This window comes from Paenibacillus sp. URB8-2 (genome assembly GCF_013393385.1).
Taxonomy (GTDB): Bacteria; Bacillota; Bacilli; order Paenibacillales; family Paenibacillaceae; genus Paenibacillus_AQ.
Genome location: NZ_AP023239.1, coordinates 3,230,776 through 3,256,697 on the forward strand (window position 1 = coordinate 3,230,776; position 25,922 = coordinate 3,256,697).

The window sequence follows — 25,922 nt, forward strand, 5'->3', positions numbered from 1 at the left end:
ACTTGATTATATGTTTTGAAAAAGGGCGAAAACGCCAATGCGTCTTCGCCCTATTCTGTCAGCCCGCCATAGCAGGCTTCTTGTTTGTATGATTAGCGGGTCAGAACGTGAATCGGATGTCCTTCAACCAGCTCGGCCGCTTCCATAACTACTTCGCCGAGTGTCGGATGGCCGTGAATGGTCAGAGAGATATCTTCAAGCGTAGCGCCCATTTCGATCGCAAGACCCAGCTCGGCGATCAGGTTGGAGGCTTCGATGCCGACGATTTGCGCGCCCAGCACGATATTGTTCTCTTCATTCGCGACAATCTTGATGAAGCCGTCCGCATTGTTCAGGGACAGAGCGCGTCCGTTGCCTGCAAACGGGAATTTGCCGGATTTGACTTTGTAGCCTTTGTCCTTGGCTTCTTTCTCTGTCAGACCGACGCTGGAGCATTCCGGATCGGTAAATACAACAGCCGGAATCACTTTGTAGTCGACAACGGATTTATGTCCCGCAATCGCTTCAGCGGCAATTTTGCCTTCGTAGGAAGCTTTGTGGGCCAGCGCAAGGCCAGGAACCACGTCGCCGATGGCGAAGATGTTCGAAACGTTGGTGCGCCCTTGATGGTCGACCTTGATCAGTCCGCGCTCATCCAGCTCAATGCCGATCAGATCGAGTCCCAGTTCGCCATCCGTGTTCGGACGGCGTCCTACCGTCACGAGCAGATATTCCGCCGTTACTTCCTTGGACTCGCCGCCCACGGAGTACTTCACGGTTACGTCTGTGTCGGTCTGCACTGCGCTTTCCGCTTTGGCGTTCGTTACGATATCGATGCCGGTCTTAGCCATGTTCTTCGCTACCAGACGCGTCATGTCTTTGTCAAAGCCCGGCAGCACGGTGTCCAAGCCTTCGATAATCGTTACTTTGGTGCCGAATTTGGAATACATTTGGCCGAGCTCCGCTCCGATATAGCCGCCGCCGATAACGATCAGGCTCTTCGGAATTTCCGGCAGCTCAAGCGCCTCGGTGGAGGACAGAATGCGTCCGCCGAATGGGAAAGGCTTAAGCTCGATCGGGCGGGAGCCCGTCGCGATGATGCAGTTCTTGAAGCGGTAGCGCGGCGATTCGTGATCGTTGAATACGCGGGCTTCCGTTGTGCTGATGAACATGCATTCTCCGTTGAATATCTCAACCTTGTTGCCTTTCAGCAAGCCGGCGACTCCGCCGGTCAGCTTCTTGACCACACTGGTCTTGAATTCCTGCGTCTTGGTAAAATCCACCTTCACGTTCTCGGCGGTGACGCCGAACGCTTCGCCGTGCTTAGCGGACTCATACTGGTGAGCAGCCGAGATTAGCGCTTTGGAAGGGATACAGCCGCGGTTCAGACATACGCCGCCGACTTCGGATTTGTCTACGATGAGTACCTTTTGTCCGAGCTGGGCGGCCCGGATAGCCGCAACATATCCGCCGGGACCTGCACCAATTACCAATGTATCAATATCGAGTGAAGCGTCTCCCACTACCATATGTTACACCTCCATAACCAGCAGCTCGGGATTGGCGAGCAGCGATTTAATGTAGTTCATAAAGTTCTGCGCGGTTGCGCCGTCAATCAGACGATGGTCGAAGCTGAGTGAAAGGGCCATTACCGGAGCGGCCACAATCTCGCCGTTCTTCACGACCGGCTTCTCGCTGATGCGGCCCGTACCGAGAATAGCCACTTCAGGATAGTTAATGATCGGAGTAAAGAACATGCCGCCGGCGGAACCGATGTTCGTAATCGAAATCGTGCTGCCCTTCATTTCATTCGGGCTCAGCTTGCCTTCGCGTCCGCGGGCTGCCAGATCGCTGATCGCCGATGCGATCATCCAGATGCTCTTGCGGTCGGCATCCTTAATTACCGGAACGATCAGGCCGTTGTCCGTATCAGTGGCGATACCGATGTTATAGTATTTCTTGTACACAATTTCATTCGCTTCTTCGTCAATGGTTGCATTGAGAGCCGGGAACTGACGGGAAGCCGCCACAAGCGCTTTGACGATGAACGGAAGGTAGGTTACCTTCACGCCCTTCTTCTCGGCGACAGGCTTCATTCGTGTACGGAAAGCGACCAGTTCGGTTACATCTACTTCGTCCATAATCGTCACGTGCGGAGCAGTATAAGCCGATTTTACCATGGCGTTCGCAATCGCTTTGCGGATGCCCTTGAACGGTACGCGCTCTTCTTCGAGGCTGACATTGCCCGAAGCCGCCGCTGCCGGAGCCGCAGATTTTTCTTCCGGTGCCGCTTCGGAAGCCGCTGCAGCTGCCGGAGCCGCAGCCTGCCCGCCGCTCAGGAAGGCTTCCACGTCTTCACGGGTGATTTTGCCGTTTTTACCGCTGCCGTTCACCTTGGAAATATCCACGCTGTTGTCGCGGGCGAATTTGCGCACGCTAGGCGTAGCCAGAACGTCGCGGTCCGGTGCCGGAACGGCTTCCGCGCCGCCTGCTTCGCCGGCTTTGGCGTCCGCAGGACTGGCTGCCGCCGGAGACGAAGCCGTGTCCGCGCTGCCTTTTGCCGAATCGGCTTCCTGCGCTCCCTGCTCCTCGGCGTGGCCACCTTCCTGCTCGGGAATATCTCCTTCCGCGTCGATTACCGCCACGGTTTGGCCTACGCGAAATACTTCGCCATCCTTGGCGAGCACTTCCAGAACGGTTCCGTTGACGGGACAAGGAACCTCGACGACCGCCTTGTCGTTCTGTACTTCCATAATGATGTCTTCATCGGTTACTTTATCCCCGGCCTTAATATGCATCTTGATGATTTCGCCTTCGTGCAGGCCTTCGCCCAGTTCGGGGAACGGGTAATTAAATTTTGCCACGATCGAAAACCTCCTCTTTCAAGTGTCTGGATTTAAACAAAACGCCCGTGTCTTGTGCCCGTGTCTTGTGTAAGTAGGATTAAAATTCCAAAACTTTCTTCACGCCGGCGATAATGCGGGCGGGATTTGGCAGCCAGGTATCTTCGATTTGGGCAAACGGATATACCGTATCCGGCCCTGCAATCCGCAGAACGGGAGCTTCGAGATGAAGAATGGCCTTTTCATTGATTTGCGCAATGACTTCGGCGGCAACGCCTGCGCTCTTTTGGGCTTCCTGCACCACAATGGCGCGGTTCGTTTTCTTCACGGATTCCACAATCGTGTCGATGTCAATCGGGCTGACCGTGCGCAGGTCGATAATCTCGGCCTTGATGCCGCTCTTTTCAAGCTCGTCGGCCGCCTTGGTGGCGGTATGTACCATCAGGCCGTAAGCGATGATCGTTACATCGGAACCTTCACGAACGACGTTGGCTTTGCCGATCTCGACCGTATAATCCTCTTCCGGCACTTCCGCTCGGAACGCATGGTACAAGTTCAGGTGCTCCATGAAAAATACCGGATCATTGTCGCGGATAGCCGCAATCAAAAGGCCTTTCGCATCATATGGATTGGATGGAATGACGACCTTGATGCCGGGGCTTTGGGCGATAAGTCCTTCCAGGGAGTCGGTATGCAGCTCGGCCGCTTTGACGCCGCCGCCAAACGGCGTGCGGAACACGACAGGAGACGTATATTTGCCGCCGGTGCGGTAGCGCAGACGGGCTGCCTGAATAACCATTTGGTCCAGTGCTTCAAAGATAAAGCCGACGAACTGGATCTCGGCAATCGGCCGGAAACCTTGAACGCCAAGGCCCACGGCAAGACCGCCGATAGCGGATTCCGCCAGCGGTGTATCAAATACGCGATCTTCGCCGAATTCCTTCTGAAGTCCCTCCGTCGCCCGGAACACGCCGCCGACATGGCCGACGTCTTCGCCGAAGATCAGGACGTTCGGATCGCGTTTTAATTCGACGCGCATCGCGTCGCGAATCGCTTCTTTCATATTCATTTGTGCCATAGCCAGAACTCCTCCTTATTCAAAATCCGCTTTTTGCGCTTCAAGATCCTTCGGCGTCGTTTCGAACATGCTGTCGATCAGGCCGGAGATCGTCATTTTTTCGGTTTTTTCCGCAATCTTGATTTCTTCGTTCACTTTCGCTTTCGCCTCATCCTTCACGCGCTGTGTGTCTTCATCGCTCCACAAGCCTTTCGACTCCAAATACTTGACCACGCGGGCGATCGGGTCTTTCTCATTCCATTGACCCTCTTCCTCTTTCGTGCGGTATTTGCTGGCGTCATCGGACAGGGAATGCGGACGGAACCGATACGTAACGGCTTCGATCAAGGTAGGTCCCTCTCCGTTACGGGCGCGCTCAGCGGCTTCCTTAACCGCTTGAATGACTGCAAAAATATCCATTCCGTCGACTTTCACACCGGTAATGCCCGCTGCAACCGCTTTATGGGCGATCGACTTGGCCGCAGTTTGCTTCGCGAACGGGGTCGTGATGGCGTAGCCGTTATTTTGAACAAAGAAAATAACCGGCAGCTTGAAACGGCCCGCAAAGTTAAGACCTTCGTAGAAATCGCCTTCGGAGGAACCTCCGTCACCGGTGTAGGTAATGGCGACATTCTTCTGATTCTTCAATTTAAAGCCCATTGCGATGCCGACGGCATGCAGAATTTGGGCGCCGATAATGATTTGCGGAGGCAGCACGCTTACATCCTCGGGGATTTCACCGCCGTGCTGGTGGCCGCGGGAATACAGAAACGCCTGGTGAAGAGGCAGGCCGTGCCAGACCAGCTGTGGAATGTCGCGGTAGCCCGGGCACACGAAGTCTTCCTTCTCAAGTGCAAATTCGCTGCCGACCATTGTCGCTTCCTGTCCGGAAGTCGGCGCGTAGAATCCAAGACGGCCTTGGCGGCCAAGGTTAACCGCACGGTCATCCCATGTACGGGTGAAAATCATGCGGTAAGCAATTTCTTTTAATTGATCATCAGTAAGCGCAGGCATTTTGTCCTTGTTGATCACTTCTCCAGCCGGAGAAAGAACCGTAAGAGCCTCCACGTCCTCTGTATAAACCTCATAAGGAACTTTACTCATTATCTTCACCTCAGTAAAAAAATTTGAATAACAATTTGAATATTGGCTGCCACTGTTATAGAATTATTATACACCTGTTTCGTCAATTTCGTCAAAGATATACGCATTTAATTTATAGCAGCGTATACTTTGTATGTATAACAGTCTAAATTTTTTCATATAACAGTTTTGGTGTTTTTCAAAATGTAAATGATTTTTGCCACAATGTCCATTTTAACTCATTGCCGGAAGCATTGCAAAATCCGACAAGAAAGGCGGCCGACAGCCATGAATGATTCTGTTTTTCTGAAACGTACAATTGTAAAACATACCCTGTGGAGCGATAGTCTTGGGGAGGACCGCAAGCTGCGGGTTTACCTTCCTCCTGGTTATAACGAGCTTCTCAGCTATCCTGTGGTCTATTGCCAGGACGGTGAGGAGTTCTTCAACTTTGGGCGTATCGCGACCATAGCTGGCAGGCTGATTCTCGAAGAAGGCGCCGAACCGTTCATTATTGTGGGGGTAGAAGTGAACGTTGCCGTCCGAACCCAGGAATATGCGCCTTTCGGCACCCGGTTCGATCAGTACCTGACATGCTTTGCCGAAGAAATTATCCCCTACATTGAGCAAAATTATCCGGCTCGCCGCACACCGTCCGAACGGATCATTGCCGGAGACTCGCTTGGGGGAAGCGTTTCGCTGCATCTTGCCCTCCGCTATCCTGATCTGTTCACCCGCGTGCTCAGTCTTTCCGGCGCATTCTACCCCCTTACTCTGGAATGGATTGAGGATGAGACCGATCTTTCCCGGCTGGAGATCAACATGGTCGTTGGGCTGCAGGAAAGGGATTACCAGACCGACACGGGTATTTACGACTTCGTTCAATTAAACCGTGATGCCAAGAAGCTGCTGGAAGAGCGAGGCGCCAAAGTGGATTACCGGGAAAAAGAAGGACGCCATATATGGGGCTTTTGGCAAAAGGAACTTCCCGAATCGCTCCTCTATTTCTTAAACGCTTGAACCGGGCTTGAACGCCCAAAATGGTGAACAATCTCTTACAAATGCGACTCACGGCCTATGATTGCGCTTACAAAAGAGGGGGAAAGAAAGAGAACCGCAGCCCTCTTTTTCTATTTTGACGCCAGGTCTTGTTTCAGCTTGTCCAGCAGAACCCCGCAGCCCGCATCGACCAGATCATAGACTTCCTCAAAATTCCCTGTAAAATAAGGGTCCGGCACTTCCTTATGCTCATCGTCCGGCAGCAAATCCATAAAGTACATAAGTTTCGCATCCTCGCCCCCGGGCAGTTTGCGCACATTGACTCCATTTGAGTTATCCATACAGATGATATAATCGAATTGGCCAAAGTCTTCGCCGCTTACTCTCCGCGCAGCCATGCCTTTATAACTGATTCCGTACTGGTCCAGCATACGCCTTGTTCCTTCGTGCGGCGGCTTTCCGATATGCCAGTCCCCGGTACCGGCTGAATCCACAGATATTTCTTGCCCAAGGCCTTCCTTAGCGATCTTGTCCCTAAGTACGGCTTCCGCCATTGGAGAGCGGCAAATATTCCCCAGGCACACAAACAGCACGTGCAGCACAACTTTTCCCCCTTGTTAAATCGACATTTCCCGGTGCCTCAAATCCTTGTCCCGACTGCACTTAAAGGCACCTTCCCCATTTTAGCCCGGACAATGTTAATTGTACAACATTTCATTGTGCTTTATACTAGGTCAGGATTACAAATGCTGCACCAAAACGGAAGGAGGACCCGCGATGCCAGCACGCAGATGCGTTATTTTTGCCGGCGGAGAGCTATCCGAGCTGTACTTGAAGGAACTGGATAAAGAAGATTACATTATCGGCGCCGATCGCGGAGCGCTGTTTCTCATTAAACATGGCGTTATTCCCGATATTGCCGTGGGCGATTTCGACTCGATTACTCAGGAAGAGTTCAAGTTAATAGAAGAACAATGCCCTAAGGTCATTGCCTGCGACCCCGTCGACAAGGATTTGACCGACAGCGAGCTTGCTCTGGATTTGGCAATAGAAACTCAACCGGAAGATATATTGCTCTTTGGCGTTACCGGTACCCGTATCGATCATACTCTCGCCTGCATCCAGATGATGGCCCGTGCGCTTCAGCGGCAGATCCGCTGCTCGGTGATGGATCTCAACAATTATGTTACGATTACCGGTTCCCACGCCCTTGTTCAGGAGCGCGGCTATACCTATGTATCTCTGCTGCCTGTTACTCCGGAAGTCACGGGGATTACGCTGCAGGGCTTTCAGTATCCATTATACGAAGCTACGCTTAAGCTGGGACAATCTCTGGGGATCAGCAACCGGCTGACCTCTCAGGCAGGAACCGTAACGATCCAGAGCGGTCTACTCCTGATTATTCAGAGCAAGGATTAATCGGAGTCTGATTAAATTAAGACATCTTTGTAACTTTGGTTTCATTCTCAAAAAGGCGGATTCCCCTTTATTAACAAGGGTTTATCCGTCTTTTTTTGTACCGGGTGACCTGTAAAAATTAATTTATTGTAACTTTTAATGTACTTTTAATAAAACGCATACACTCCTTGTCCGCCAAGTGTTTGAGCGTTTCCCGCCAAATTTTAGGGTGTTTCAGACCTGTTATACTACGTTCATGCCAGGACAACAACTGGACAAATATCTTACATCTTTGGAGGTTCTACAACATGAGAAAAACCACTTTCATTCATAAAGCACTGGTTGTCGGAGTATGTACTGCTATCGGCTTTGGCGGAATCATGGCAAGCGGCGAAGCGACACCGACCGCACAAGCGGCCTCGGTATCGACAACGGGCTCGAAAATTGTAAGCTTGGGCAAACATTTTTTGGGAAGACCTTATAAATTCGGTGCTTCCACATCGACAACTCGCAACTTCGACTGTTCTTCCTTTACCAAATATATTTTCAAAAAATACGGCGTAAATCTGCCACGCACTTCGGTTGCGCAATCCAAAGTGGGCAGAGCGGTATCTAAAGCCAACCTGCGTGTGGGCGATCTCGTATTCTTCTCCAGCGGCGCCCGCGCCAACGGCCGAAACGTAACCCATGTGGCAGTCTATGCCGGAGGCGGAAAAATCCTGCATACGTACGGCTCTCCGGGTGTTACGATTTCGAACCTGAACTCTGGTAACTGGAAAAGAACGTATCTGAAAGCACGCCGCGTTCTGTAATTTTTCTAGGCATCGGTTATTTACATTCCGAGCTTATGCATATGGCGCCATTTCTGGCGCCTTGACTACATAACCCGCGCCACGCACCGTGTGAATCAGCTTCTCACGGTAGCCTTTGTCCACCTTTAATCTCAGATGGCGGATGTACACATCCACCACATTGGTGCCAGCCTGAAAATGGTATCCCCATACATGACGCAAAATGTCATCGCGGGAACAAATCTCGCTGCGGTTCGCGGACAAATAATACAGCAGCGCGAATTCTTTGGGTGTAAGTTTCAGATCCCGGCCATCGCGGACAGCCCGCCTTTGGGACGGCTCCAGAACAAGGCCGTTGATCTTCAGCTTGCCGCCGGCGTGCCGACGGTGCGTCAGCGTCAGCAGATTCTCGATTCTGCATTTCAGCTCGCCGGCGTGAAGCGGATGAGTCATATAATCGTTGGCTCCCGCCTTGAAGGCGGATTCTGCCGAATCTCCGCCCTGTACGGCGGAAATAGCCAGAACCGGAAAGCTTTTACCGTTCTCCCGGGCTTCTGCCACCGCCTCCCAGCCTTCCCAAGGTTCGCCGCCCGGAATCTCCGCTACGAGCATAGCGGTGTCGTGCTGCGACAGGCCGTTCCGCAGGCTCTTTATATCCATGCTTTCCACAACCGTCAGGCCGGTCTCCCGGAGTATGCGGCCGATTGCGTCCCACCCTTTCCCCGGCTCTTCAAGACCGTTATGTAGAAGCCGGTCCTCCTTCCCTTCAGGGAAGAACCAAATTATAATCTCATCCACGGAAATCCCCCATATCCGCCGTCTGCGCAAGCAGTGTTACCGGCGCTGCATATGTGGTCTAGAGTTCCCTAAAATAAAACGGCCATTCCATAGCGGATGGCCGTTGTGCTTGAAATATCAGAAAGTATAAACTGCGCACTTATCCAAAATAACGATGATAGACGCTCCTCGCCGCCGATATGTCGTTCGTCCCGTGCACAAGGGCCCTGCCGTCCGCAAACACGACGACACGGTAATCTCCATCATTAAAGGAGACGAGATAAGGATTACTCTCGACCTTGCCCAGTCCCAGTCTGGACAGCCTGCCCGCAGTTTCAGGAAGCGATAACGAGCTGCGGACCGCCGGACGGATCTGCACTGTGTTCCGCCCGCATAGCACATCGCTGCGCTCTGTGTTCGCCGCGGTCAGATACGGATACACCGGATCTTTGCCGCATGAAGGGCAGTGCTCCTTGCGGGCGGCGCTTACGCCGATTTCCTGGTACTCGTTGCGCCAGATGTCAAACGTCATCAGCTTCCGGCGAAGCTGTTCCTTCTTCCCGCCAAGCAGCTTGAGCGCCTCAGCCGTAGCGTTCGAAGTCACCATCTGTACGGCTTGCGGCAGGATGCCCGCCGTGTCGCAGGTGTCGCCGCCCAGAGGGACGGTGCCAAGCAGACAGTTTAGACAGGGTGTTTCGCCCGGAATAAACGTATAGGTAACCCCATAGCTTGCCACGCAGGCGCCGTATATCCACGGAATGCCGTGCTTCTGCGCGATATCGTTGAGGATGAGCCGGGTATCGAAGTTATCCGTCCCATCCATAATGAGGTCGATGCCTGGTACCAGCGCCTCCAGCTCTTCCGCTCGTACGTCCATGATGTGGCTTTCAACCGCGACTTCAGAATTGATTGCCTCCAGCCTCGCTTTTGCAGCAGCTGCTTTCGGTATACGGCGCTCGGCGTCCTCCTCCGTATAGAGCTGCTGGCGCTGCAGATTGCTCCATTCCACATAGTCGCGGTCGGCAATGACAACTCGTCCGACACCGCAGCGGACCAGCGTCTCGGCGATGCCGGTTCCCAAAGCTCCCGCTCCCACGACAAGCACGCTCGATTGTCCAAGCCTGCGCTGGCCCTCCTCGCCGAACGGCCCAAACCTGACCTGACGCGAATATCGTCCGTCTCTTCCGGCGGCTGCGTAAGTCGTCTTCTCTATCTCCAGATCTTTCTCCATGCCGAAATCCCCCTCCATATTCAAAAGTCCGGGAATACGGCGCCTTTACCGCCGTCTCCCGGACTTATCTTTATATTTCTGGACCTGCACGATGTGCGCCCCCCGGGTGACCGGAGGCGTTGCTTGCGCTTATAAGCCATTATAAACGGCAAGCTCCGGTTCGCGTTATACGGATTGTGTGGACCACTGCTCAACATCCCAAGTTTTGGTCACCCAATCTTCATAAAAATCGGGTTCATGGGATACGAGCAGAACGGTGCCCTTGAACTCTTTGAGCGCCCGCTTCAACTCTTCCTTGGCCACGACGTCCAGATGGTTCGTAGGTTCGTCGAACAAGATCCAGTTGCTCTCGCGCATCAACAGCTTGCACAGCCGCACTTTCGCCTGCTCTCCCCCGCTCAGCATGTTCAGCGGACGGGTTATATGCTCGTTCTTCAGGCCGCAGCGCGCCAAATGCGCCCGGACTTCATGCTGATTCAGGCTGGAGAACTCATTCCAGACATCGTCGATCGGAGTGAGGTTGCCGGCTTTGACCTCCTGCTGAAAGTAAGCGGGGGACAGGAAGTCGCCCAGGTAAGTCTTTCCGCTGAGCGGCGGAATGGCGCCCAGAATCGTCTTCAGCAGCGTCGATTTGCCGACTCCGTTGCAGCCGACGATGGCGATCTTCTCGCCCCGCTCGATCGTCATGTTCAGCTTGGGGAGCAGCGGACGGTCGTAGCCGATCTCGAAGTCGATGCCCTCGAACACCGTCTTGCCGCTCGCCCGGCTCTCTTTGAACTGGAAAGTCGGCTTGGCGGCTTCTTCCGGCCGGTCGATCCGTTCCAAGCGATCAAGCTGCTTCTCGCGGCTCTTCGCCCGTCCCGAAGTCGAGTAACGGGCTTTGTTGCGCTGGATGAAATCTTCCTGCTTTTTAATAAATTCCTGCTGCTTCTCATACGCTTCGATGTGCTGTGTCTTATTGATGTAAGCCATGTCCAGGAACTTCTCGTAATTGGCCGTATAACGCGTCAGCTTCGCAAATTCCAAATGGTAGACGACATCCACGACCTTGTTCATAAACTCCGTATCATGGGAAATCAGCATGAACGCATACGGGTACTGCTTCAAATAATTAGTCAGCCAATCGATGTGCTCCACATCGAGATAGTTGGTCGGCTCATCGAGCAGCAGTACGTTCGGTTTCTCCAGCAGCAGCTTGGCCAGCAGAACTTTCGTACGTTGTCCGCCGCTCAGGGCGGCCACATCCCGGTCCAGTCCGATTGCGGACAGTCCGAGCCCGTTGCCCATCTCCTCCACCTTGACGTCAATCAAGTAGAAGTCGCCGAGATCAAGCTGTTCCTGGATCTCGCCCATCTGCTCAAGCAGAAGCTCGAGCTCTTCCGGCGAGGCGTCGGCCATTTTCTCGGTGATGCCCATCATTTCCTGTTCCAGCTCAAGCAGCGGCAAAAAAGCGTCCTTCAGCACATCGCGCACCGTCTTGCCCGGCGTGAGCACCGTGTGCTGGTCCAGGTAACCATAGCGGACCCTCGGAGTCCACTCCACTTTGCCGCTGTCCTTCAGCAGCTTTCCCGTCAAAATATTCATCAAGGTCGACTTGCCGACCCCGTTCGCTCCTACAAGCCCGACATGCTCTCCGGCAAGCAGCCGGAACGATACATTCTTGAACAGCTGACGGTCCCCAAAATTGTGGGAAACGTCTTCTACAGTAAGTAAACTCATAAATTCTCCGCAAGCTCCTATCTATATTTAAAATCATGGATATTCCGCAGGTTATACAACGACTAATTTTAGCATAAAAGACCCGCTTTCTGAAATAAAAAAGTTTACATTTCATCTTTTTTTTCGCTGTAGAAAGCTTCCCTTTTTCTGCCTGCTATCCTTTTTCAGTATTCCGGCGAACAAATCCCGCAGCGCCGATTCCAGGCTTCCTCCGGCTTCGAAAGGCTCAGGCTGATAGGGAAGTGTATACACTTCCCGGCTGCCCAGCGTCCCTTTCAACAATTCGGCGGCTTGGCGTCCAGCCAGCGGCAGGACAATCTTCCAGCCGCCGTCCTGCCGCCACCCGCTGCGGCGCAGCCACATTAGCGTCTCCTCCATACGCCAATCGGCCCCCGATGCCAACAGCAGGGGAATGTCGCCGCGGGCAAATTCCGCGGAAGCCCCCTCATACGCTCCAATGCCCATATCAAGGACAACGTATCGGTATTGGCCTGCCAGTTCCTCCAATCCGCCGTCCTCGGGTCGCTTCCAGCAATGAACGCCGTTAATCTCAATGGGACCACCCGTCCCCTCGGATGGAGTCCGCCTCCCGGCGGCTTCGGCCAAAACGCTGATTCTCCCGTAGACAGGCGATTCCGGCGCATAATCGACCCAGGCCGCCTTGCCATAGCGGCCCAGCACACTTGCAGCGGCCAGCGACGCATGCGTGGTGCCGATGCCGGATGCCGTACCCATCATTGTCACGATGCTTGCCTTGCCTGACGAAGGAAGGATTTCCGCCGCCGGCTCTTTCTTCCGTGTCCCGGCAGAACGGACAGCCTTCACCCCTTCCAGTATCCGAAGCACTTCTCCAGCACTCCCGAAACGGTCCTCAGGCCTGGGCCGAAGCAGCCGCCGCAGCACGGGAATGAGCGGCTCCGGAACACGGCCTTCAAGCCTGCGCTCCATCCCGGCAGACCACCAGCTGGACTTCCCGCCCGTGGCCAAGTACAGCAGCAGGGCTCCCAAACCATACAGATCGGACCGGTGATCGCTCTGGCCGCTTCCGTACTGCTCCGGGGCGGCGAATCCAACCGTTCCCAGCTTGACCGTATCTTCGCCCGCGCCGTCCCTGTGCCTGCGGGCAATCCCGAAATCGATCAGCATGAGTCCGTTCTCCGGAGTCAGCATAATATTCGAGGGTTTCAAATCGCGGTAAACGATAGGCGGGCGGTGCTCATGAAGATAATGCAGCACTTCCAGCAGCTGCCTCGCGAACAGAAGCAAAGTGTCTCCCGGAATCTTGCGGCCCACAGAATCCATATAGCGGTCCAGCGTCAACCCTTCGATATAGTCCATCACAAGATAGGAATAACCGTCTTCATCCGGTGGAAAGAAATCGGCAACCCTCGGAAGGCGCTGGTGATCCAAGGCGATCAGCAGCTCCGCCTCTGCCTGCACATTCCCGTAAAGATCCTCTGCCACGCATTCTTTAATGGCCCAGCGCTTGCCGACCAGCCGCAAATCCTCGGCCAGATGCACATGGCTGCTTCCCCCCGAACCGATGATGCCGGATACCAAGTACCTGCCGCCCAGAATTTGACCCCGTATTAGCTTTGATTTATACCGCATTCGCTTCCCCTCCTTCGTCAATTTCTCCATGAAAAAAAGCATCCCGCTGCAGGAAGCCGCATCGATTGCGGCTCGCCTTTAGCGGGATGCTTTCCGGAGCTAGTATGCCTTTGTATTCATTAATCTCTTTAATATTTAATCATATAAAGTGTTATCTCGTCCCGGTTATGGAACAGCTGCTTCGCCCGCTGGATCTGCATCCGCTCGCCTTCGAACATGGCCATTATCTCCTTGATCAGCGCAAGCGGCTTTTTGTAGAGCAGCTTTACCGTGACGACGGCGGTTCCTCCGGGCGCCAGGCTGTATAGGAGTCCAGTCACGAGCTTGGCCATCAGCTTGGGGCTCCAGCTCATGTCGCAGACGAGCAGATCAAATTCATTCTCTTTGAATTTGACTTCTCCGGCATTTTTGCGCAGCACTTTTAGGGCCGGATGATCCTTCAGCGATTCATGCATGCGCGCCGGATCAACCGCCGTCACTGCGAGGCCCCGTTCCAGCAGGAAAGACGTCCAGCCGCCGGGCGCCGCCCCGATGTCGAGAGCGCGGCGGAAGCTGCCGAACGAAACGCCGAATTCCTTCTCCGCTTCCATCAGCTTGAATTTCGCCCGCGAAATTTGGCCGTCCTCGCGCCGGAAACGGATCGCTCCGCCGTTCCAGTCGGATAAATTGTCCTCGGGCCGGGAAACGCCGGCGTACAGCGCGTTTGCGGCCGCATACACCGAGACAATCCATGCAGGGCTCTGCACGGTAAATTCGGCGGCGATGCCTTCAAGCTTGGCCTGCAGCCATTCACGTAGCTCGCCCGGACTTTCGCGCCAGAACGAATCATCGGTCTTGCGCACCTGTATGGCGATTCTCTCCCCTTGGAGCTCGCTTCTGCGGCCCAAATAGACCGCCAGCCGCTCCAGCGCTTCCTCTCCGCCTTCATCCTGCAGCTGAACCGGCTGAATATGGCGCAGAAAAATCGGCGGGTTCTCCGCCAGCCGCCTCGTTACTTCCTCCGGCTCCGCCTGAAGAGTAGCCAGAAATATCTCGCCGGGCAGCAGCAAGGAACTTTTGACCGAGCCGAACTGGCGCCGGAGCTCCTCCTGGGCGTATGGGGCAAAGCCGTGATTGGCGGTGCAAATATAACGGGAAACCGTCTCGTTCCCTTCCGGGGACGGATTTTGTTCAATGTGTGGGTTAAGCTCGTTCAAATGGATATTCCTCCACGTTTAATTTTTATCCAGGGTCGCTCTTCCTCCCATTCGATCTCAACAGGAAGCTCATAGGCAGCCAGCATCATCTCGCGGGTCAGCACCTCTTTCTTCGGACCCGCCCCGGCCAGCCTGCCTTCGCGGATCAGCGCCACATGGGTAAACAACGGCACAATCTCCTCGACATGATGGGTGACATACACGACGGTTACCTCCCGCCGGTTAAGCTTGTCCACCTCTGCCAACATTTTTTCCCGCTCGTAGAGATCCAGACCCGCGCATGGCTCGTCCATAATGAGAAGCTTCGGGTCTGCCATCAGGCAGCGCGCCAGCATCGCCTTTTTGCGTTCTCCCTGGGAGAGCGTGCCGAACGGATGATCCGCCAGCCGTCCCAAATTCATGTCCTCCAGCAGACTGATCGCCTTGGCCTTGATCTCCCCGGGAATCTGCTGATAAAAGCGCAGGTAGGCGTACGCCCCCGTGGCCACAACCTCCCAGACAGGGTCGCGCAGGGTTAGTTTCTCCATAAGCGACGGTCCGATGTAACCGATCTCCTTGCGCACTTCGCGCAAGTCGACTTGACCGTAGGTGTGCCCGAGCACATTGACCTTACCGCTGCTTGGGAACATATAGCCGGTCATCATCTCCAGCAGCGTCGTTTTGCCCGAACCGTTGCGTCCGAGGATTACCCAATTCTCGCCTGCATTGATATTAAGCGAAACATCATCCAGTATAAGATTCTGCTCTCTGCGCAGGGTAAGATGCTGTAAAGAAATCATTATGAATTCACACTCCTTATGTATTCCAGCACACGCTCCACCGAATAAAAAGCATAATGAATGTGCGGCGGCCGATTGCGTTCTGCGTCAAAAACAAGCAGTGCCGGAACGCTGGAAATACGGTACTGACTTACAATATTTGGAAGAAGATTAATATCGCCGGATATGACCTGGGCATCCTGTGGGAGCAGATGTCCGGCAACATCCAGCATCCGGCGGGCCGCTTTGCATGTGCCGCACAGCGGCGTCTCCAGGAAGACGGCAAGCGGAGCTCCGCTCCGGCCTATGGCTTCAAGCAGTTCGATTTCGTTCATTTCATTCATAAATCGGAGGCTCCCGAAACGATTTCCCGCAGCTTTTCCGGCGGCATCGGCCCGTTATGGACCATTGTTGCTTCCGGCCTCGCGGGGTATAGAAGCTCAAACATTTCTTTTCTGCCGGACGCGCTTGAGGTATGCAGATAAATTTCTCGGGGGAACAGCGCTTCAAGCACGATGCTTTTGGCAATGAACCCTCCGGTTTCGTCTTCCGGCCCCATGTCATAGTCGAGGGAAAGCACACCGACCTCGCATTCGCGAAGCAGCAGCAGACACTCCTCCGTCGTACGGGCAAGCGTAAATCCTTGCGGAACACGCCTGTAATCGTCCATATACACATGAATCATCCGCAAAGCCCCCTTACGCATCAAACCATGACCGCACCGCCGCAATTTCATTTTTATGCGTGCCGTCAGGACCCTTCTCCGTCTCCAGAACGGCTGGTTTGCCAAGAAAGGGCTCCGATGTCAGCAGCTCTTTCATACTTTTGGCGCCGATATGGCCTGTGCCGATCTGAGCATGCCTGTCCCGCTTGGAGGAAAACGGATACCGTGAATCGTTGAGATGAACGGCTGCCAAATGCGGCCAATAGTCCAGCCTATAACCCGACTCCAGCAGATCTCCGCTGCGCTCCGGATTCCATATTCCCGCGGCAAAAGCATGGCAGGTATCGAAGCAGAATCCGATTTTTTCCGGGTAACGGCTCAGTTCACGGATCTTGACCAGTTCTTCCAGGCTCGTTCCCTCGAAGCCGCCATTGCCCGCCTGGTTCTCAATCAGCAGCTTGACCGTTCCATTCCAGGACTGAAGCGTTTCATTTATACATTGTATAATATTTTGATAGCCTTGTAACGGCTGCAGCTTGTGAAAATGCCCAAAATGCACCACGATTCCCAGCGACCCGCAGGCTTCGGCGATCTCCAGGTCGTTAAGCAGCGACTTGACCATCACTTCCCTGCTAGGTACGTCCCCGTCTCCGGCGGCGAGATTCGTGGGATAGGGTGTATGGGCAATGGACAACAGTCCTTTTTCCCGGCAAAAAGACGCGCACTTTCCCGCATCCTTCGCGTTAAGTGCCTTAAGCTGGAGACTGCGCGGATTTTTCGGAAAATATTGAAAACAGCCCGCGCCGCTTTCCCGCGCCGCTCTGGCCGCCTGCGCGTATCCGCCGCGGATGCTGACATGCGCTCCGATATACGGCTCAGCGATCATGCTGGCATTCCGGACAATAGAACACTTTGCGCCCGGACAGCTCGGCCTTCACAATCGTTCCTCCGCAGCGTTCGCAGGTTTCCCCTCCGCGGTCATATACCTTGCATCTGTCATTGTAGCTGCCCGTGACCGTATCCCCCGTCATGAACGGCATCTCCATGTAACCGCCGATGTCCGCCGCCTCGCTCAGCACTTTGCAGACCGCGCGGTATAATCGGGCTATCGACTCCGGCGTTAATTCCTGTACGAGTGTTGATGGCAGCAGAGCCGCTTCGTACGCGATTTCGTCGGCATAGCAGTTCCCGATTCCGGCGAAGACTTGCTGGTTAACAAGCAAGCTTTTAAGCGCTCCCCGTCTTCCTTTCAGCAGTTCGGCAAAGCGTTTATCATTCATACGCTTGTCCAGCAGCTCGGGACCCAGCTTGGCGAGGGCCGCCTGCGTCTCCTTAACGGATAACAGATGCAGGTAGCCGAGGCGCAGACCCATAAAATACAAAATCCGGTCGCCGAAGGCAAGCTCCACCTGCGTGCTGCGGTCCGGACGCTCTTCCTCAGTCCCGAAGAACAACAGTCCGCCAAGCATCAGATGAAGCAACAGCCTGCGGCCGTCATGCAGATGGAACACCAAATGCTTCCCTCTGCGCTCCACAAAAACAACGCGCGCGCCGATTAGACTTTTTATGAATATATCCTGCTCCACATTTATTGATTTGTCCCTGTTAACCGTCACCCCGGTGATCGGTAAATTAACTATGTGCTTCGAAAGCAGCCTTCGGTAGTTTTCCATTTCCGGAAATTCCGGCATCGTTCATCGTCCTCTCCAACTGTACTCTCCTAATAATGAAAATGCAGCTCTGCCATTATACACCAAGCAGCACGCGTAAATCAGCCAAATTACGGCAAATATAATTCGGGGAAATCCCTGTCAGCTCCTTATGCCGCTCCAGATTGTCCTCCGTTGTTACTCCCGTCAGCAGCAGTACCGTACGGCAGCCCGCATTAGCTCCCGCGGAGATATCCGTCCTCATATTGTCGCCAACAACGACGGCCTCTTTGGGGTCGATGCCAAGCAGCGACGTTGCATAGTTCATCAAATGGCGGTGCGGCTTGCCTATAATCACCGGCGTCATGCCGCTGGCAGCTTCGATTGCCGCTCCCAGTGTGCCCGCACCCGGCACCATGCCATCGTCGGAGGGCAGCATCAAATCCGGATTGGTCAGCACAAAGGTCGCGCCCCCGGCGATCCAGCGCGCCGCCCTGGTCAGGGAATCATATGTAAAAGAACGGTCAATACCTTGGACGACGTACTGCGGCGAATCGGAAACGATGTTCAGGCCCGCTTCCTCGCACGCCCGGTGCAGCCCTTCTTCCCCCAGTATCGCCACGGACGCCCCGGGCGATTCCCCGGCGATATATCTTGCCGCCGCAAGTGAAGAGGTGCAAACCTCCTGCGCCTGGGCTTCAATCCCCATCGCGCGCAAATGGTCGGCAACGCTTTCCGGCGTACGAGACGAATTGTTCGTTACAAACAGAAACGGAATACCTTTTGCTCTAAGTCCCGCAATAAGCTCATCCGCTCCGGGGATCATGATGCCGCCGTGATACAGCGTACCATCCAAGTCCAAGAGCAGCCCTTTTATGTTATCGGTCAGTATGTTATCGGTCATTTTCTCCCATTTCCTCCCCATCTTATAATTAATGGCATAAATGAATAACGGGATAAATTTTAGGTTCGAAATCTATTTCCCGTGATCGCCGTTTTAAGTCTCAAAAAACGAAATTTCTCCTAAAATTTAAGACATTTTTCTCCATGCTTTTGGTGAAAGAAGCCCTCTAAAAGTCGAACGGCATCGAACGGGCAGTTGCGAAAGCATTTTTTGACGGTCGTCTGTCGCTTCCTGCGCTTTCCCGGAAAATAATTTAATTTCTCCTTCAATTTCCCGTCTTTCGTTCCACCGGATACAGCCGAAATTCCTCGGCGAGCAGCGTGTTTGAGAATATGGATCGCGCCTCTTCAAGCAGCGGAATAAGCTCGTCCAGAGAGCCGTATCTTGAACTGAAATGCGTAAGAATGAGCTGACGGGCGTGTGCTTCCTTGGCGATTTCCGCTGCCTGAACGGTCGTGCTGTGATGGTAGTCCCGAGCCATCTTGGCCAGATCATGGCTAAAGGTCGCCTCATGGACCAGCAGATCGGCTTCCCTTGCAAGCGGAATGGAATTCCCGCAAGGTCTGGTATCTCCCAGAACGGTGATGATCCGGCCGCGTTTAGGTTCGCTGAGCACATCGGCGGCGGCAATCGTTATTCCTTCGTCCGTGGTCACATTCCGGCCGCTCTTCAGCACGCCGTACAAAGGGCCGGGTTTCAGGCCGTAAGCTTTAAGCCGCTCGGTATTGAGGCTGCCAGGCCGGTCCTTTTCCGTGACACGGTAGCCGTAGCTGTCTATCCGGTGCTCCAGAAGAGCCGATTCCACTTTAAAACTTTCATCTTCAAAAATAAGCCCGCCGTTATGCTCGATCACTTCGAGCTTGTACGGAACCCTGGACTGGCTGACGGACAGCGAAATATCCAGAAACGCCTTGAGTCCGGGCGGACCGTATACGGTCAGAGGCGCGGTGCCTCCTTGATATCCCCTGCTGCTCAGCAGCCCGGGAAGTCCGAAGAGATGGTCGCCGTGAAGATGGGTAATGAACAGCTTTTCCAGCCTGCCAAGCCGCAGCGGCGAACGGAGGACCTGATGCTGTGTTCCTTCTCCGCAGTCGAACATCCATAGGCTTCGGCGCTCTTCGAGCAGCCGCAGGGCGACCGAGCTTACATTTCGCTGCAAAGTGGGAACGCCCGCATTGGTGCCCAAAAAATAGATCTCCATATCTGCCCTCCTTTCCTCCCTGTGATCTTATTCATCCCGCAAATCCTCCCGATCTTCCAGCAAAAAGCCTCCCGTAACCGGGAGGCTGGTACAACGGGAAGTTCCCTTAAGACTATTCTGTCCAAAAGCTTAGGCTTTCTCCACATTGAAATACTGCGCTTCAGGATGGGCGAAAACCATCGCAGACACGGACGCCTCAGGTTCCATCATAAAACCGTCCGTCAAGTGGACTCCGATATCCTCGGGCGACATCAGCTTGAACAGCGGCCCTTGGTCCTCCAGGTCCGGGCAAGCCGGGTAACCGAAGGATACGCGGATGCCTTGATAACGGGCGCCGTGTCTTTGTTTCATCGTCATATCCGCCGAGTCGGGGAAGCCCCAGGTGTCCCGCATCATATGATGGACGCGTTCGGCCAATCCTTCAGCGACTTCAAGAGCCAGGGCTTGCAGTGCATGGGAACGCAGGTAGTCGCCCTTGTTCTTCAGTTCCTCGGACAGTTCGCGTACTCCGTGTCCCGCTGTCACCACGAGGAAACCGACATAATCCATTACGCCGCTGTCCACAGGCTTCAGGAAGTCGGCCAGGCAAAGATACGGCTCAACCTGCTGTCTTGGGAAAGTAAAGGTATGCAGAACCTTTCCCGTATCCTCAGGATCATAGATCAGAATATCATTGCCCCTGGACTGAGCCGGGAAGAACCGGTACATCGCATGCGGGCTGATCGTTCCGTTTACCGTCGCCTCAAGCAGCAGATCGTCCACTGTCTCTTTCAATTCGACCGCGCGGGATTCTCCTGCGGCCAGCTGCGCCTCGACCGAGCCTCTTAGACCCAAATGATGGCCGAGCAGCATTTGCATGTTCACATAAGGGATTACGTGGCCAAGCGGATAATTGCGGAGCACATGCCGCTCCAGGTCCGGCGGAATATAGACCGGCGCATCCTGTGATATATTCGAGCGCACCGCTCTTGTAAGCTGGGGAAGCTCCGGTTTCTGCGGAGCAGCCGCAGCGGCCTCGTTCTCCTCCCGCATCTCCTCGGCCATCTTGGCCCGTTCCAGCGGGTTCATCAGCTTATTGGCTAGATCAAGCCCGTCCATGGCGTCCTTGGCGTACAGCACAAGTCCGTCGTATTCCGGACGGATACGTGTCTTGGTGAACTTGCGGGTCAGAGCCGCCCCGCCGACCATAATCGGCACGTCTATTCCCGCCGTACGCAAATCCTGCGCCGTCAGAACCATCTGCTGCGCCGACTTCACGAGCAGGCCGGACAAGCCGATGGCATCGGCTTTCTCCCGTCTATACGCTTCGATGATCGTCTCCGGTGGTACTTTTATACCCAAATTGACGATTTGATAACCATTGTTCGAGAGGATGATCTCGACGAGATTTTTGCCGATATCATGCACATCCCCCTTAACGGTGGCAAGCAGAATCTTGCCCTTGACCGAGCTCTCGTTCTTCTCCATGAACTGCTCAAGATGGGCTACCGACGCTTTCATCACTTCAGCGCTTTGCAGCACCTCCGCGACAATGAGCTCATTGTTGTTGAACAGCCGCCCGACCTCGGACATTCCGCTCATGAGCGGTCCGTTGATAATCTCCAGCGCGCCGTATTTCTTCAGCGCCTCGTCGAGATCAGGGATCAGCCCTTCTTTGCTGCCCTCCACCACATAGGAAGCCAGACGCTCTTCGAGAGTCAGGTTGGAGATCTTCTCCTTCTTCTCGACTTTCTTGCCACGGAAGGCGGCGACAAAGACGGCAAGCGTCTCGTCGTTCGTATTATAAATCAGATCTTCGGCCAAGCGGCGCTCTTCCTCCGGAATCGAGGCATAACGCTCCACCTTCTCCGTATTGACGATCGCATAATCCAGTCCCGCCTTGGTGCACTCGTAGAGGAACACGGAATTCAGCACTTCCCGGCCCGCTTCCGGCAGTCCGAACGATACGTTGCTGATTCCCAGCACGGTATGGACACCCGGCAGTGCTTCCTTGATCAGACGGATACCGTCGATCGTTTCCTTCGCCGAGCCGATATACTGTTCATCCCCTGTGCCGACAGGGAACACCAGCGTGTCGAAGATCAAATCTTCAGGCGACAAGCCGTACTTGCCTACGAGGAGATCATAGGAGCGTCTGGCCACCGCGAGCTTGTCTTCCGCCTTGATGGCCTGGCCGCTTTCGTCGATGGTCCCGACGACCACCGCCGCGCCGTACTTGTGAATGAGCGGCGTGACGTGCTCAAATTTTTCTTCACCATCTTCAAGATTAATGGAGTTAATTATCGCTTTGCCCTGGCAGTACTGCAGAGCAAGATCAATAACCTTGGGATCGGTCGTATCGATCATAAGCGGAACTTTGACCTTTTTCACGACCAGTTCCAGGAATTGCTCCATATCTTCCGTTTCATCCCGGTCGGGGTCCTGTACGCACACATCCACAACCTGAGCCCCGCTCTTCACCTGAGCGCGCGCGATTTCCGAAGCCTCTTCATACTTGCCTTCAACGATGAGCCGTTTGAATTTGCGGGAGCCAAGCACGTTGGTCCGCTCTCCGACCATATAAGGCCGGTTATCCTGCTCGATGTATACAGGTTCGATTCCGGACAATGCCGGCGGATGGCTTCCGTTCAAAGGGCGCGGAGGATATTCCGACAGGGTGTCCGCCATCGCGCGGATATGCTCCGGTGTAGTGCCACAGCAGCCGCCGGCGATGTTAAGCCAGCCCTTCTCAGCGAACGCCGCGACCTTGCGCGCCAGCGAATCCGGCGACTCGTGGTAGTTCCCGTTCTCGTCGGGCAGACCCGCGTTCGGATAGCAGCTGACCGCCGATTTGGCCATAGCGGACAACGAACGGATATGGTCCCGCATGAATTCCGGACCGGTCGCGCAGTTAAGGCCGATGGAGATCGGCTTCAAATGCTCCAACGAGATATAAAAGGCTTCGATGTTCTGGCCGGCCAGTGTCGTGCCCATCGGCTCGATCGTCCCGGAAATCATAACCGGCAAGGTGATGCCTGTCTTCTCGAATGCATTGCGAATGCCAATGCTGCCCGCTTTTACATTCAAGGTATCTTGAGAAGTTTCGAGCATCAGGGCGTCTACGCCGCCTTCGATCAGCGCGATCGCCTGCTCTTCGTAGCTTTCCGTCAGTTCGCTGAATGTCACGCCTCCGGTAACCGACAGCGTTTTGGTTGTCGGGCCCATTGCGCCCACAACGTAGCGCGGACGATCCGGAGTATCATATTTATTAACAGCTTCCCGGGCGATTGCAGCGGCGACAAGATTGATTTCGCGCGCTTTTTGAGGAATATCGTATTCCGCAAGCACAACCGAGGTTGCCCCGAACGTATTCGTCTCGATCAGATCGGCGCCTGCTTCCAGGTAGGCTTCATGAATATCCCGAATGACTTCGGGTCTGGTCAGCACAAGCATTTCGTTGCAGCCATCCAGCTCGTCTCCGCCAAAATCTTCCCCAGTCAAAGGAACCTGCTGAATCATGGTGCCCATAGCACCGTCTAGAATCAGTATGCGCTGCTCCAGCGCTTCTGCAAGTGTAGGTTTAGCCAACTTCCAATCCCCCCAGTAAAACATTAGAGTAAGTTTAGCAGAATAAAGGGAATTCGGAAAGTATCCCGGCCCACTCTGCAAGTCTGTCTTATTTCCAGCCGGTCTCCCGGCATTTATTGCGGCTTAACGGTCAACGATTTTGTCGGCATGGAGTGCTGCGTCCGCGCGGTTGCATGCGAGGTCACACTATAGGTTCCTGCTTCCTCCAGCGCCCCCACTGCCGTATATTTCCCCTCTCCGTCCGGCTGTCCCGTGAGCTCAAGCTTTTTTGACGGATCGGCGGTATTTACGACTTCAAATAATACTTCATTGGCATCGTCCACCACATCGCCGCCCTGGGTTATTCTGGCTTCAAAGGTTATCTCCTGATGGACTGTCGCCTCGGCTGGACTCCACGTTAGCTCGACCTTGATCGGTTCCATTGACATCTCGGACATATCCATGGCCGTGTGATTGTTCCCTCCGGTAGAGCAGCCTGTAAGCGTTGCGGCAATAACCATGGAGTACACAATCTTCTTCAGGATTAATCTCGACATACGCAGCCCCCCAGGTGGACTAAGTGTGGTATGGATGCTTGATTACATCTTGCGTTAATGCTGCGTTAAGTGTACCTATCCTATTATACATGGATTAACGTCTTTGGGGGATATCAAACGCCACCTTACCTATAAAAAAAGAGATATTTATCACACAACCGGCTTAACCATTCATATCGGCATTGTGCAAAATTCTCAAATAAAAACCGATATCCCTTATTACAGGAATACCGGTCCAAAAGAAGTAAATCACTGATAGTGTTAGAGACTCTCAACCAGCGGAAGCAGTTCCGACAAATGTTTAATTTCATAATGAGGGATAATTTCCGGGTCGGATGGTTTGCCGGTACGGTTGATCCATACCGTTGTAAGACCGGCCGCCAAACCGCCGCGGATATCTGTCGTGAGCTTGTCGCCGACCATGATTCCCTGCTCTGGAGCAATTTCCAGCCGCTTAAGCGCATGCTCGAAAATCGACGCATCCGGCTTGCCTTTTCCAAAGGTCCCTGATATGACGATGTGATCAAAAAAAGGAATCAGCTCAGGTACGCCATCCAACTTCTCCTGCTGCAGGGCCGGACAGCCGTTGGTCAGCAGCAGCAGCTTTACACGCCCGCGCAGCGCAGTCAGGATTTCCAGCGTCTCTTCATACATATAAGGACGGCCCCGCCGTTCCGAAGCAAAACGCGCAGCCAGCGTCTCAGCCAGGCTCTCATCGTCTATGCCCACAGCCGCAAGTCCGCGGCGCCAGGATTCCTTCCGGTAAATTGGGGCAAGCTGTTCCAGCTTCCGGAACTGTTCCTGTTCTCCGGCCGTAAAATTCGCCCACAGCGCTTCAAACGGGTTAATTCCGATCATCTGCGTAAAAGGAAAAGTTTCGTAAGACTCATAGAGACTTCTCGCTTCGCGTCTGACCGCAGCTTCAAGTTCCTTGGGGTCCACGGCTTCACCCGCCGCTTTACAAGCGTATTCAAAGGCTTCCTCAATGCTTCGCTCATCCCACAAAAGGGTATCATCCAAATCGAACAGTACGGCGGCAATCGGCATTCCATTACTCCCTCTCTATATTAAACTTTATAATTGCTTGTTTATTCGTTTTCCAACGGAATTTTGTTTAACTTGGCAAACTGATCCATCCGCTCTCCCATGGCCACCGTATCGTAACGGTTGATCAACCGGGAGAATATCCAATGACCCCGTTTGGCTTTGGGCTTAATGCTGACGGACTTCCGCGAAACGATAATCTTCTCGATGTCCGCCGCGTCCAGAAACTTTTGGCGGTTAAACTTAAAGGTGGATACCCGCGCCCGCTCCACTTTCAAATAAGGGCGACGGAAGAACATCATTGCCGCCAGCGCAAAATAGAGCACAACGCCAACCCAATTCATCACCAGGCTGTTTGGGCTGCCGGAAGAGGTATCAAACTGGCCGATCATCCAGTACAAAGCCCCAAGTCCCGCAAGAAGAACGGGAAATACGATATTCCGTCCTCTATACACGTCGGTTTGGCCTGCCTGGCTTGACCTATGGATCGAATCTTTACCTTCCTTTTTTCTTTTCTTATTGACCTGCTGCGAGTTACGTTGAACCATTCTTTCCCAAGAACGGGCCATTTCATTTCCCCCTAGTCTTCCTGAAATATCTATGAATAGACGGCTGATTAGTGCAAGGGTCCTTTGCCGCCTTGATCATTTCCATCGTTGTCCACAATTTCAATCGAATCCAGTTGAGCCCGGAAGTTGCGGCGGACATTGCCAAGGTATATTTCCCGGAGCTTCGCGCGTTCTGCCAGTTCTTCTTCATTAAGTCCTTCGTTCTTATGTTTGCGCGCCAGTTCATTAATGCGGTTAACCAGTTCATCTATATTCAAAATATGTTCCCTCCTAATGATGTTTGCTCTTCTTTCCGGTGGGCCTTATAGTCCTTAAACCGGTGCAACAAGCTTTAAATTCATTCTAA

Annotated in this window: 25 protein-coding genes; 3 read left to right on the top strand and 22 right to left on the bottom strand. The window is 53.9% G+C overall.

Annotated features, from left to right (window positions below; all coding sequences use genetic code 11):
• Positions 1-92: 92 nt before the first annotated feature.
• From lpdA to pdhA, 4 genes are all read right to left on the bottom strand, one after another.
• On the bottom strand, positions 93-1,508 hold the full coding sequence (gene lpdA / locus PUR_RS14805; protein WP_179035911.1) for a dihydrolipoyl dehydrogenase: 1,416 nt from the start codon (positions 1,506-1,508) through the stop codon (positions 93-95).
• Positions 1,509-1,511: 3 nt separating this feature from the next.
• Positions 1,512-2,843 carry a dihydrolipoamide acetyltransferase family protein gene (locus PUR_RS14810; RefSeq protein ID WP_179035912.1) on the bottom strand — a complete coding sequence of 444 codons (1,332 nt, stop codon included), beginning with the start codon at positions 2,841-2,843 and terminating at the stop codon, positions 1,512-1,514.
• Between the two features lie 79 nt (positions 2,844-2,922).
• The gene (locus PUR_RS14815) at positions 2,923-3,900 is read right to left on the bottom strand and encodes an alpha-ketoacid dehydrogenase subunit beta (RefSeq protein WP_179035913.1); all 978 of its coding nucleotides are present in this window, start codon (positions 3,898-3,900) and stop codon (positions 2,923-2,925) included.
• Positions 3,901-3,915: 15 nt separating this feature from the next.
• Complete coding sequence (gene pdhA / locus PUR_RS14820) at positions 3,916-4,983, bottom strand: pyruvate dehydrogenase (acetyl-transferring) E1 component subunit alpha (RefSeq protein ID WP_179035914.1); 1,068 nt, start codon at positions 4,981-4,983, stop codon at positions 3,916-3,918.
• Positions 4,984-5,250: 267 nt separating this feature from the next.
• Here pdhA and PUR_RS14825 point away from each other — a divergent pair, with 267 nt between their 5' ends.
• Positions 5,251-5,982 (top strand): alpha/beta hydrolase, encoded by a 732-nt coding sequence (locus PUR_RS14825; protein ID WP_179035915.1) that lies wholly within the window; start codon positions 5,251-5,253, stop codon positions 5,980-5,982.
• A 110-nt stretch (positions 5,983-6,092) separates the two neighbouring features.
• Here PUR_RS14825 and PUR_RS14830 read toward each other — a convergent pair whose 3' ends face one another.
• On the bottom strand, positions 6,093-6,563 hold the full coding sequence (locus PUR_RS14830; RefSeq protein ID WP_179035916.1) for a low molecular weight protein-tyrosine-phosphatase: 471 nt from the start codon (positions 6,561-6,563) through the stop codon (positions 6,093-6,095).
• A gap of 175 nt (positions 6,564-6,738) precedes the next feature.
• Between PUR_RS14830 and PUR_RS14835 the strand changes: the two genes are divergently transcribed.
• Together PUR_RS14835 and PUR_RS14840 are read left to right on the top strand one after the other, a co-directional pair.
• Entirely contained in the window at positions 6,739-7,380 is a 642-nt protein-coding gene (locus PUR_RS14835; protein WP_179035917.1) for a thiamine diphosphokinase, read from the top strand.
• A 287-nt stretch (positions 7,381-7,667) separates the two neighbouring features.
• Positions 7,668-8,171 carry a C40 family peptidase gene (locus tag PUR_RS14840; protein ID WP_179035918.1) on the top strand — a complete coding sequence of 168 codons (504 nt, stop codon included), beginning with the start codon at positions 7,668-7,670 and terminating at the stop codon, positions 8,169-8,171.
• A 33-nt stretch (positions 8,172-8,204) separates the two neighbouring features.
• Here PUR_RS14840 and PUR_RS14845 read toward each other — a convergent pair whose 3' ends face one another.
• From PUR_RS14845 to PUR_RS14925, 17 genes are all read right to left on the bottom strand, one after another.
• On the bottom strand, positions 8,205-8,948 hold the full coding sequence (locus PUR_RS14845) for a winged helix-turn-helix domain-containing protein (RefSeq protein ID WP_179035919.1): 744 nt from the start codon (positions 8,946-8,948) through the stop codon (positions 8,205-8,207).
• Positions 8,949-9,087: 139 nt separating this feature from the next.
• Positions 9,088-10,158, bottom strand: a complete 1,071-nt coding sequence (locus PUR_RS14850; RefSeq protein ID WP_179035920.1) for a ThiF family adenylyltransferase — start codon at positions 10,156-10,158, stop codon at positions 9,088-9,090.
• 165 nt (positions 10,159-10,323) lie between these two features.
• On the bottom strand, positions 10,324-11,877 hold the full coding sequence (locus PUR_RS14855; protein ID WP_124693934.1) for an ABC-F family ATP-binding cassette domain-containing protein: 1,554 nt from the start codon (positions 11,875-11,877) through the stop codon (positions 10,324-10,326).
• Between the two features lie 111 nt (positions 11,878-11,988).
• Positions 11,989-13,488, bottom strand: a complete 1,500-nt coding sequence (locus PUR_RS14860; RefSeq protein WP_179035921.1) for a serine/threonine protein kinase — start codon at positions 13,486-13,488, stop codon at positions 11,989-11,991.
• Positions 13,489-13,616: 128 nt separating this feature from the next.
• Positions 13,617-14,684 (bottom strand): SAM-dependent methyltransferase, encoded by a 1,068-nt coding sequence (locus PUR_RS14865; protein WP_232101517.1) that lies wholly within the window; start codon positions 14,682-14,684, stop codon positions 13,617-13,619.
• The gene (locus PUR_RS14870; RefSeq protein ID WP_179035922.1) at positions 14,681-15,463 is read right to left on the bottom strand and encodes an ABC transporter ATP-binding protein; all 783 of its coding nucleotides are present in this window, start codon (positions 15,461-15,463) and stop codon (positions 14,681-14,683) included. The genes PUR_RS14865 and PUR_RS14870 overlap by 4 nt, the downstream gene beginning before the upstream one ends.
• Complete coding sequence (locus tag PUR_RS14875; RefSeq protein WP_179035923.1) at positions 15,463-15,786, bottom strand: thioredoxin family protein; 324 nt, start codon at positions 15,784-15,786, stop codon at positions 15,463-15,465. Before PUR_RS14875 ends, PUR_RS14870 begins: the two co-directional genes overlap by 1 nt.
• Entirely contained in the window at positions 15,783-16,127 is a 345-nt protein-coding gene (locus PUR_RS14880; RefSeq protein WP_179035924.1) for a cyclic-phosphate processing receiver domain-containing protein, read from the bottom strand. Before PUR_RS14880 ends, PUR_RS14875 begins: the two co-directional genes overlap by 4 nt.
• 13 nt (positions 16,128-16,140) lie before the next feature.
• The gene (locus PUR_RS14885) at positions 16,141-16,992 is read right to left on the bottom strand and encodes a deoxyribonuclease IV (RefSeq protein WP_179035925.1); all 852 of its coding nucleotides are present in this window, start codon (positions 16,990-16,992) and stop codon (positions 16,141-16,143) included.
• Positions 16,982-17,797 carry an Fpg/Nei family DNA glycosylase gene (locus PUR_RS14890; protein WP_179035926.1) on the bottom strand — a complete coding sequence of 272 codons (816 nt, stop codon included), beginning with the start codon at positions 17,795-17,797 and terminating at the stop codon, positions 16,982-16,984. The genes PUR_RS14885 and PUR_RS14890 overlap by 11 nt, the downstream gene beginning before the upstream one ends.
• 55 nt (positions 17,798-17,852) lie before the next feature.
• On the bottom strand, positions 17,853-18,659 hold the full coding sequence (locus PUR_RS14895; protein WP_179035927.1) for an HAD-IIA family hydrolase: 807 nt from the start codon (positions 18,657-18,659) through the stop codon (positions 17,853-17,855).
• 265 nt (positions 18,660-18,924) lie between these two features.
• A complete protein-coding gene (gene rnz, locus PUR_RS14900) occupies positions 18,925-19,860 on the bottom strand; it encodes a ribonuclease Z (protein WP_179035928.1) in 936 nt (311 codons plus the stop codon).
• Positions 19,861-19,989: 129 nt separating this feature from the next.
• Positions 19,990-23,427, bottom strand: coding sequence for a methionine synthase (metH, locus tag PUR_RS14905; RefSeq protein ID WP_179035929.1), 3,438 nt, complete (start codon positions 23,425-23,427; stop codon positions 19,990-19,992).
• Positions 23,428-23,540: 113 nt separating this feature from the next.
• Positions 23,541-23,963 (bottom strand): FixH family protein, encoded by a 423-nt coding sequence (locus PUR_RS14910; RefSeq protein WP_179035930.1) that lies wholly within the window; start codon positions 23,961-23,963, stop codon positions 23,541-23,543.
• A gap of 261 nt (positions 23,964-24,224) precedes the next feature.
• Entirely contained in the window at positions 24,225-25,010 is a 786-nt protein-coding gene (locus PUR_RS14915; protein WP_179035931.1) for an HAD family hydrolase, read from the bottom strand.
• A 41-nt stretch (positions 25,011-25,051) separates the two neighbouring features.
• Entirely contained in the window at positions 25,052-25,576 is a 525-nt protein-coding gene (locus PUR_RS14920) for a hypothetical protein (RefSeq protein ID WP_179035932.1), read from the bottom strand.
• 47 nt (positions 25,577-25,623) lie between these two features.
• The gene (locus PUR_RS14925; protein ID WP_179035933.1) at positions 25,624-25,833 is read right to left on the bottom strand and encodes a DUF896 domain-containing protein; all 210 of its coding nucleotides are present in this window, start codon (positions 25,831-25,833) and stop codon (positions 25,624-25,626) included.
• Positions 25,834-25,922: the final 89 nt, after the last annotated feature.

Bases quoted from the DNA above. Each gene is read 5' to 3' on its own strand.
- PUR_RS14855 (WP_124693934.1), bottom strand. From the start codon at position 11,877: ATGAGTTTACTTACTGTAGAAGACGTTTCCCACAATTTTGGGGACCGT.
- pdhA (WP_179035914.1), bottom strand. From the start codon at position 4,983: ATGAGTAAAGTTCCTTATGAGGTTTATACAGAGGACGTGGAGGCTCTT.
- PUR_RS14860 (WP_179035921.1), bottom strand. From the start codon at position 13,488: ATGCGGTATAAATCAAAGCTAATACGGGGTCAAATTCTGGGCGGCAGG.
- PUR_RS14915 (WP_179035931.1), bottom strand. From the start codon at position 25,010: ATGCCGATTGCCGCCGTACTGTTCGATTTGGATGATACCCTTTTGTGG.
- PUR_RS14885 (WP_179035925.1), bottom strand. From the start codon at position 16,992: ATGATCGCTGAGCCGTATATCGGAGCGCATGTCAGCATCCGCGGCGGA.
- PUR_RS14890 (WP_179035926.1), bottom strand. From the start codon at position 17,797: ATGCCGGAATTTCCGGAAATGGAAAACTACCGAAGGCTGCTTTCGAAG.
- PUR_RS14870 (WP_179035922.1), bottom strand. From the start codon at position 15,463: ATGATTTCTTTACAGCATCTTACCCTGCGCAGAGAGCAGAATCTTATA.
- PUR_RS14875 (WP_179035923.1), bottom strand. From the start codon at position 15,786: ATGAATGAAATGAACGAAATCGAACTGCTTGAAGCCATAGGCCGGAGC.
- PUR_RS14880 (WP_179035924.1), bottom strand. From the start codon at position 16,127: ATGATTCATGTGTATATGGACGATTACAGGCGTGTTCCGCAAGGATTT.
- PUR_RS14840 (WP_179035918.1), top strand. From the start codon at position 7,668: ATGAGAAAAACCACTTTCATTCATAAAGCACTGGTTGTCGGAGTATGT.
- PUR_RS14815 (WP_179035913.1), bottom strand. From the start codon at position 3,900: ATGGCACAAATGAATATGAAAGAAGCGATTCGCGACGCGATGCGCGTC.
- lpdA (WP_179035911.1), bottom strand. From the start codon at position 1,508: ATGGTAGTGGGAGACGCTTCACTCGATATTGATACATTGGTAATTGGT.
- rnz (WP_179035928.1), bottom strand. From the start codon at position 19,860: ATGGAGATCTATTTTTTGGGCACCAATGCGGGCGTTCCCACTTTGCAG.
- PUR_RS14910 (WP_179035930.1), bottom strand. From the start codon at position 23,963: ATGTCGAGATTAATCCTGAAGAAGATTGTGTACTCCATGGTTATTGCC.
- PUR_RS14835 (WP_179035917.1), top strand. From the start codon at position 6,739: ATGCCAGCACGCAGATGCGTTATTTTTGCCGGCGGAGAGCTATCCGAG.
- PUR_RS14825 (WP_179035915.1), top strand. From the start codon at position 5,251: ATGAATGATTCTGTTTTTCTGAAACGTACAATTGTAAAACATACCCTG.
- PUR_RS14850 (WP_179035920.1), bottom strand. From the start codon at position 10,158: ATGGAGAAAGATCTGGAGATAGAGAAGACGACTTACGCAGCCGCCGGA.
- PUR_RS14920 (WP_179035932.1), bottom strand. From the start codon at position 25,576: ATGGCCCGTTCTTGGGAAAGAATGGTTCAACGTAACTCGCAGCAGGTC.
- PUR_RS14895 (WP_179035927.1), bottom strand. From the start codon at position 18,659: ATGACCGATAACATACTGACCGATAACATAAAAGGGCTGCTCTTGGAC.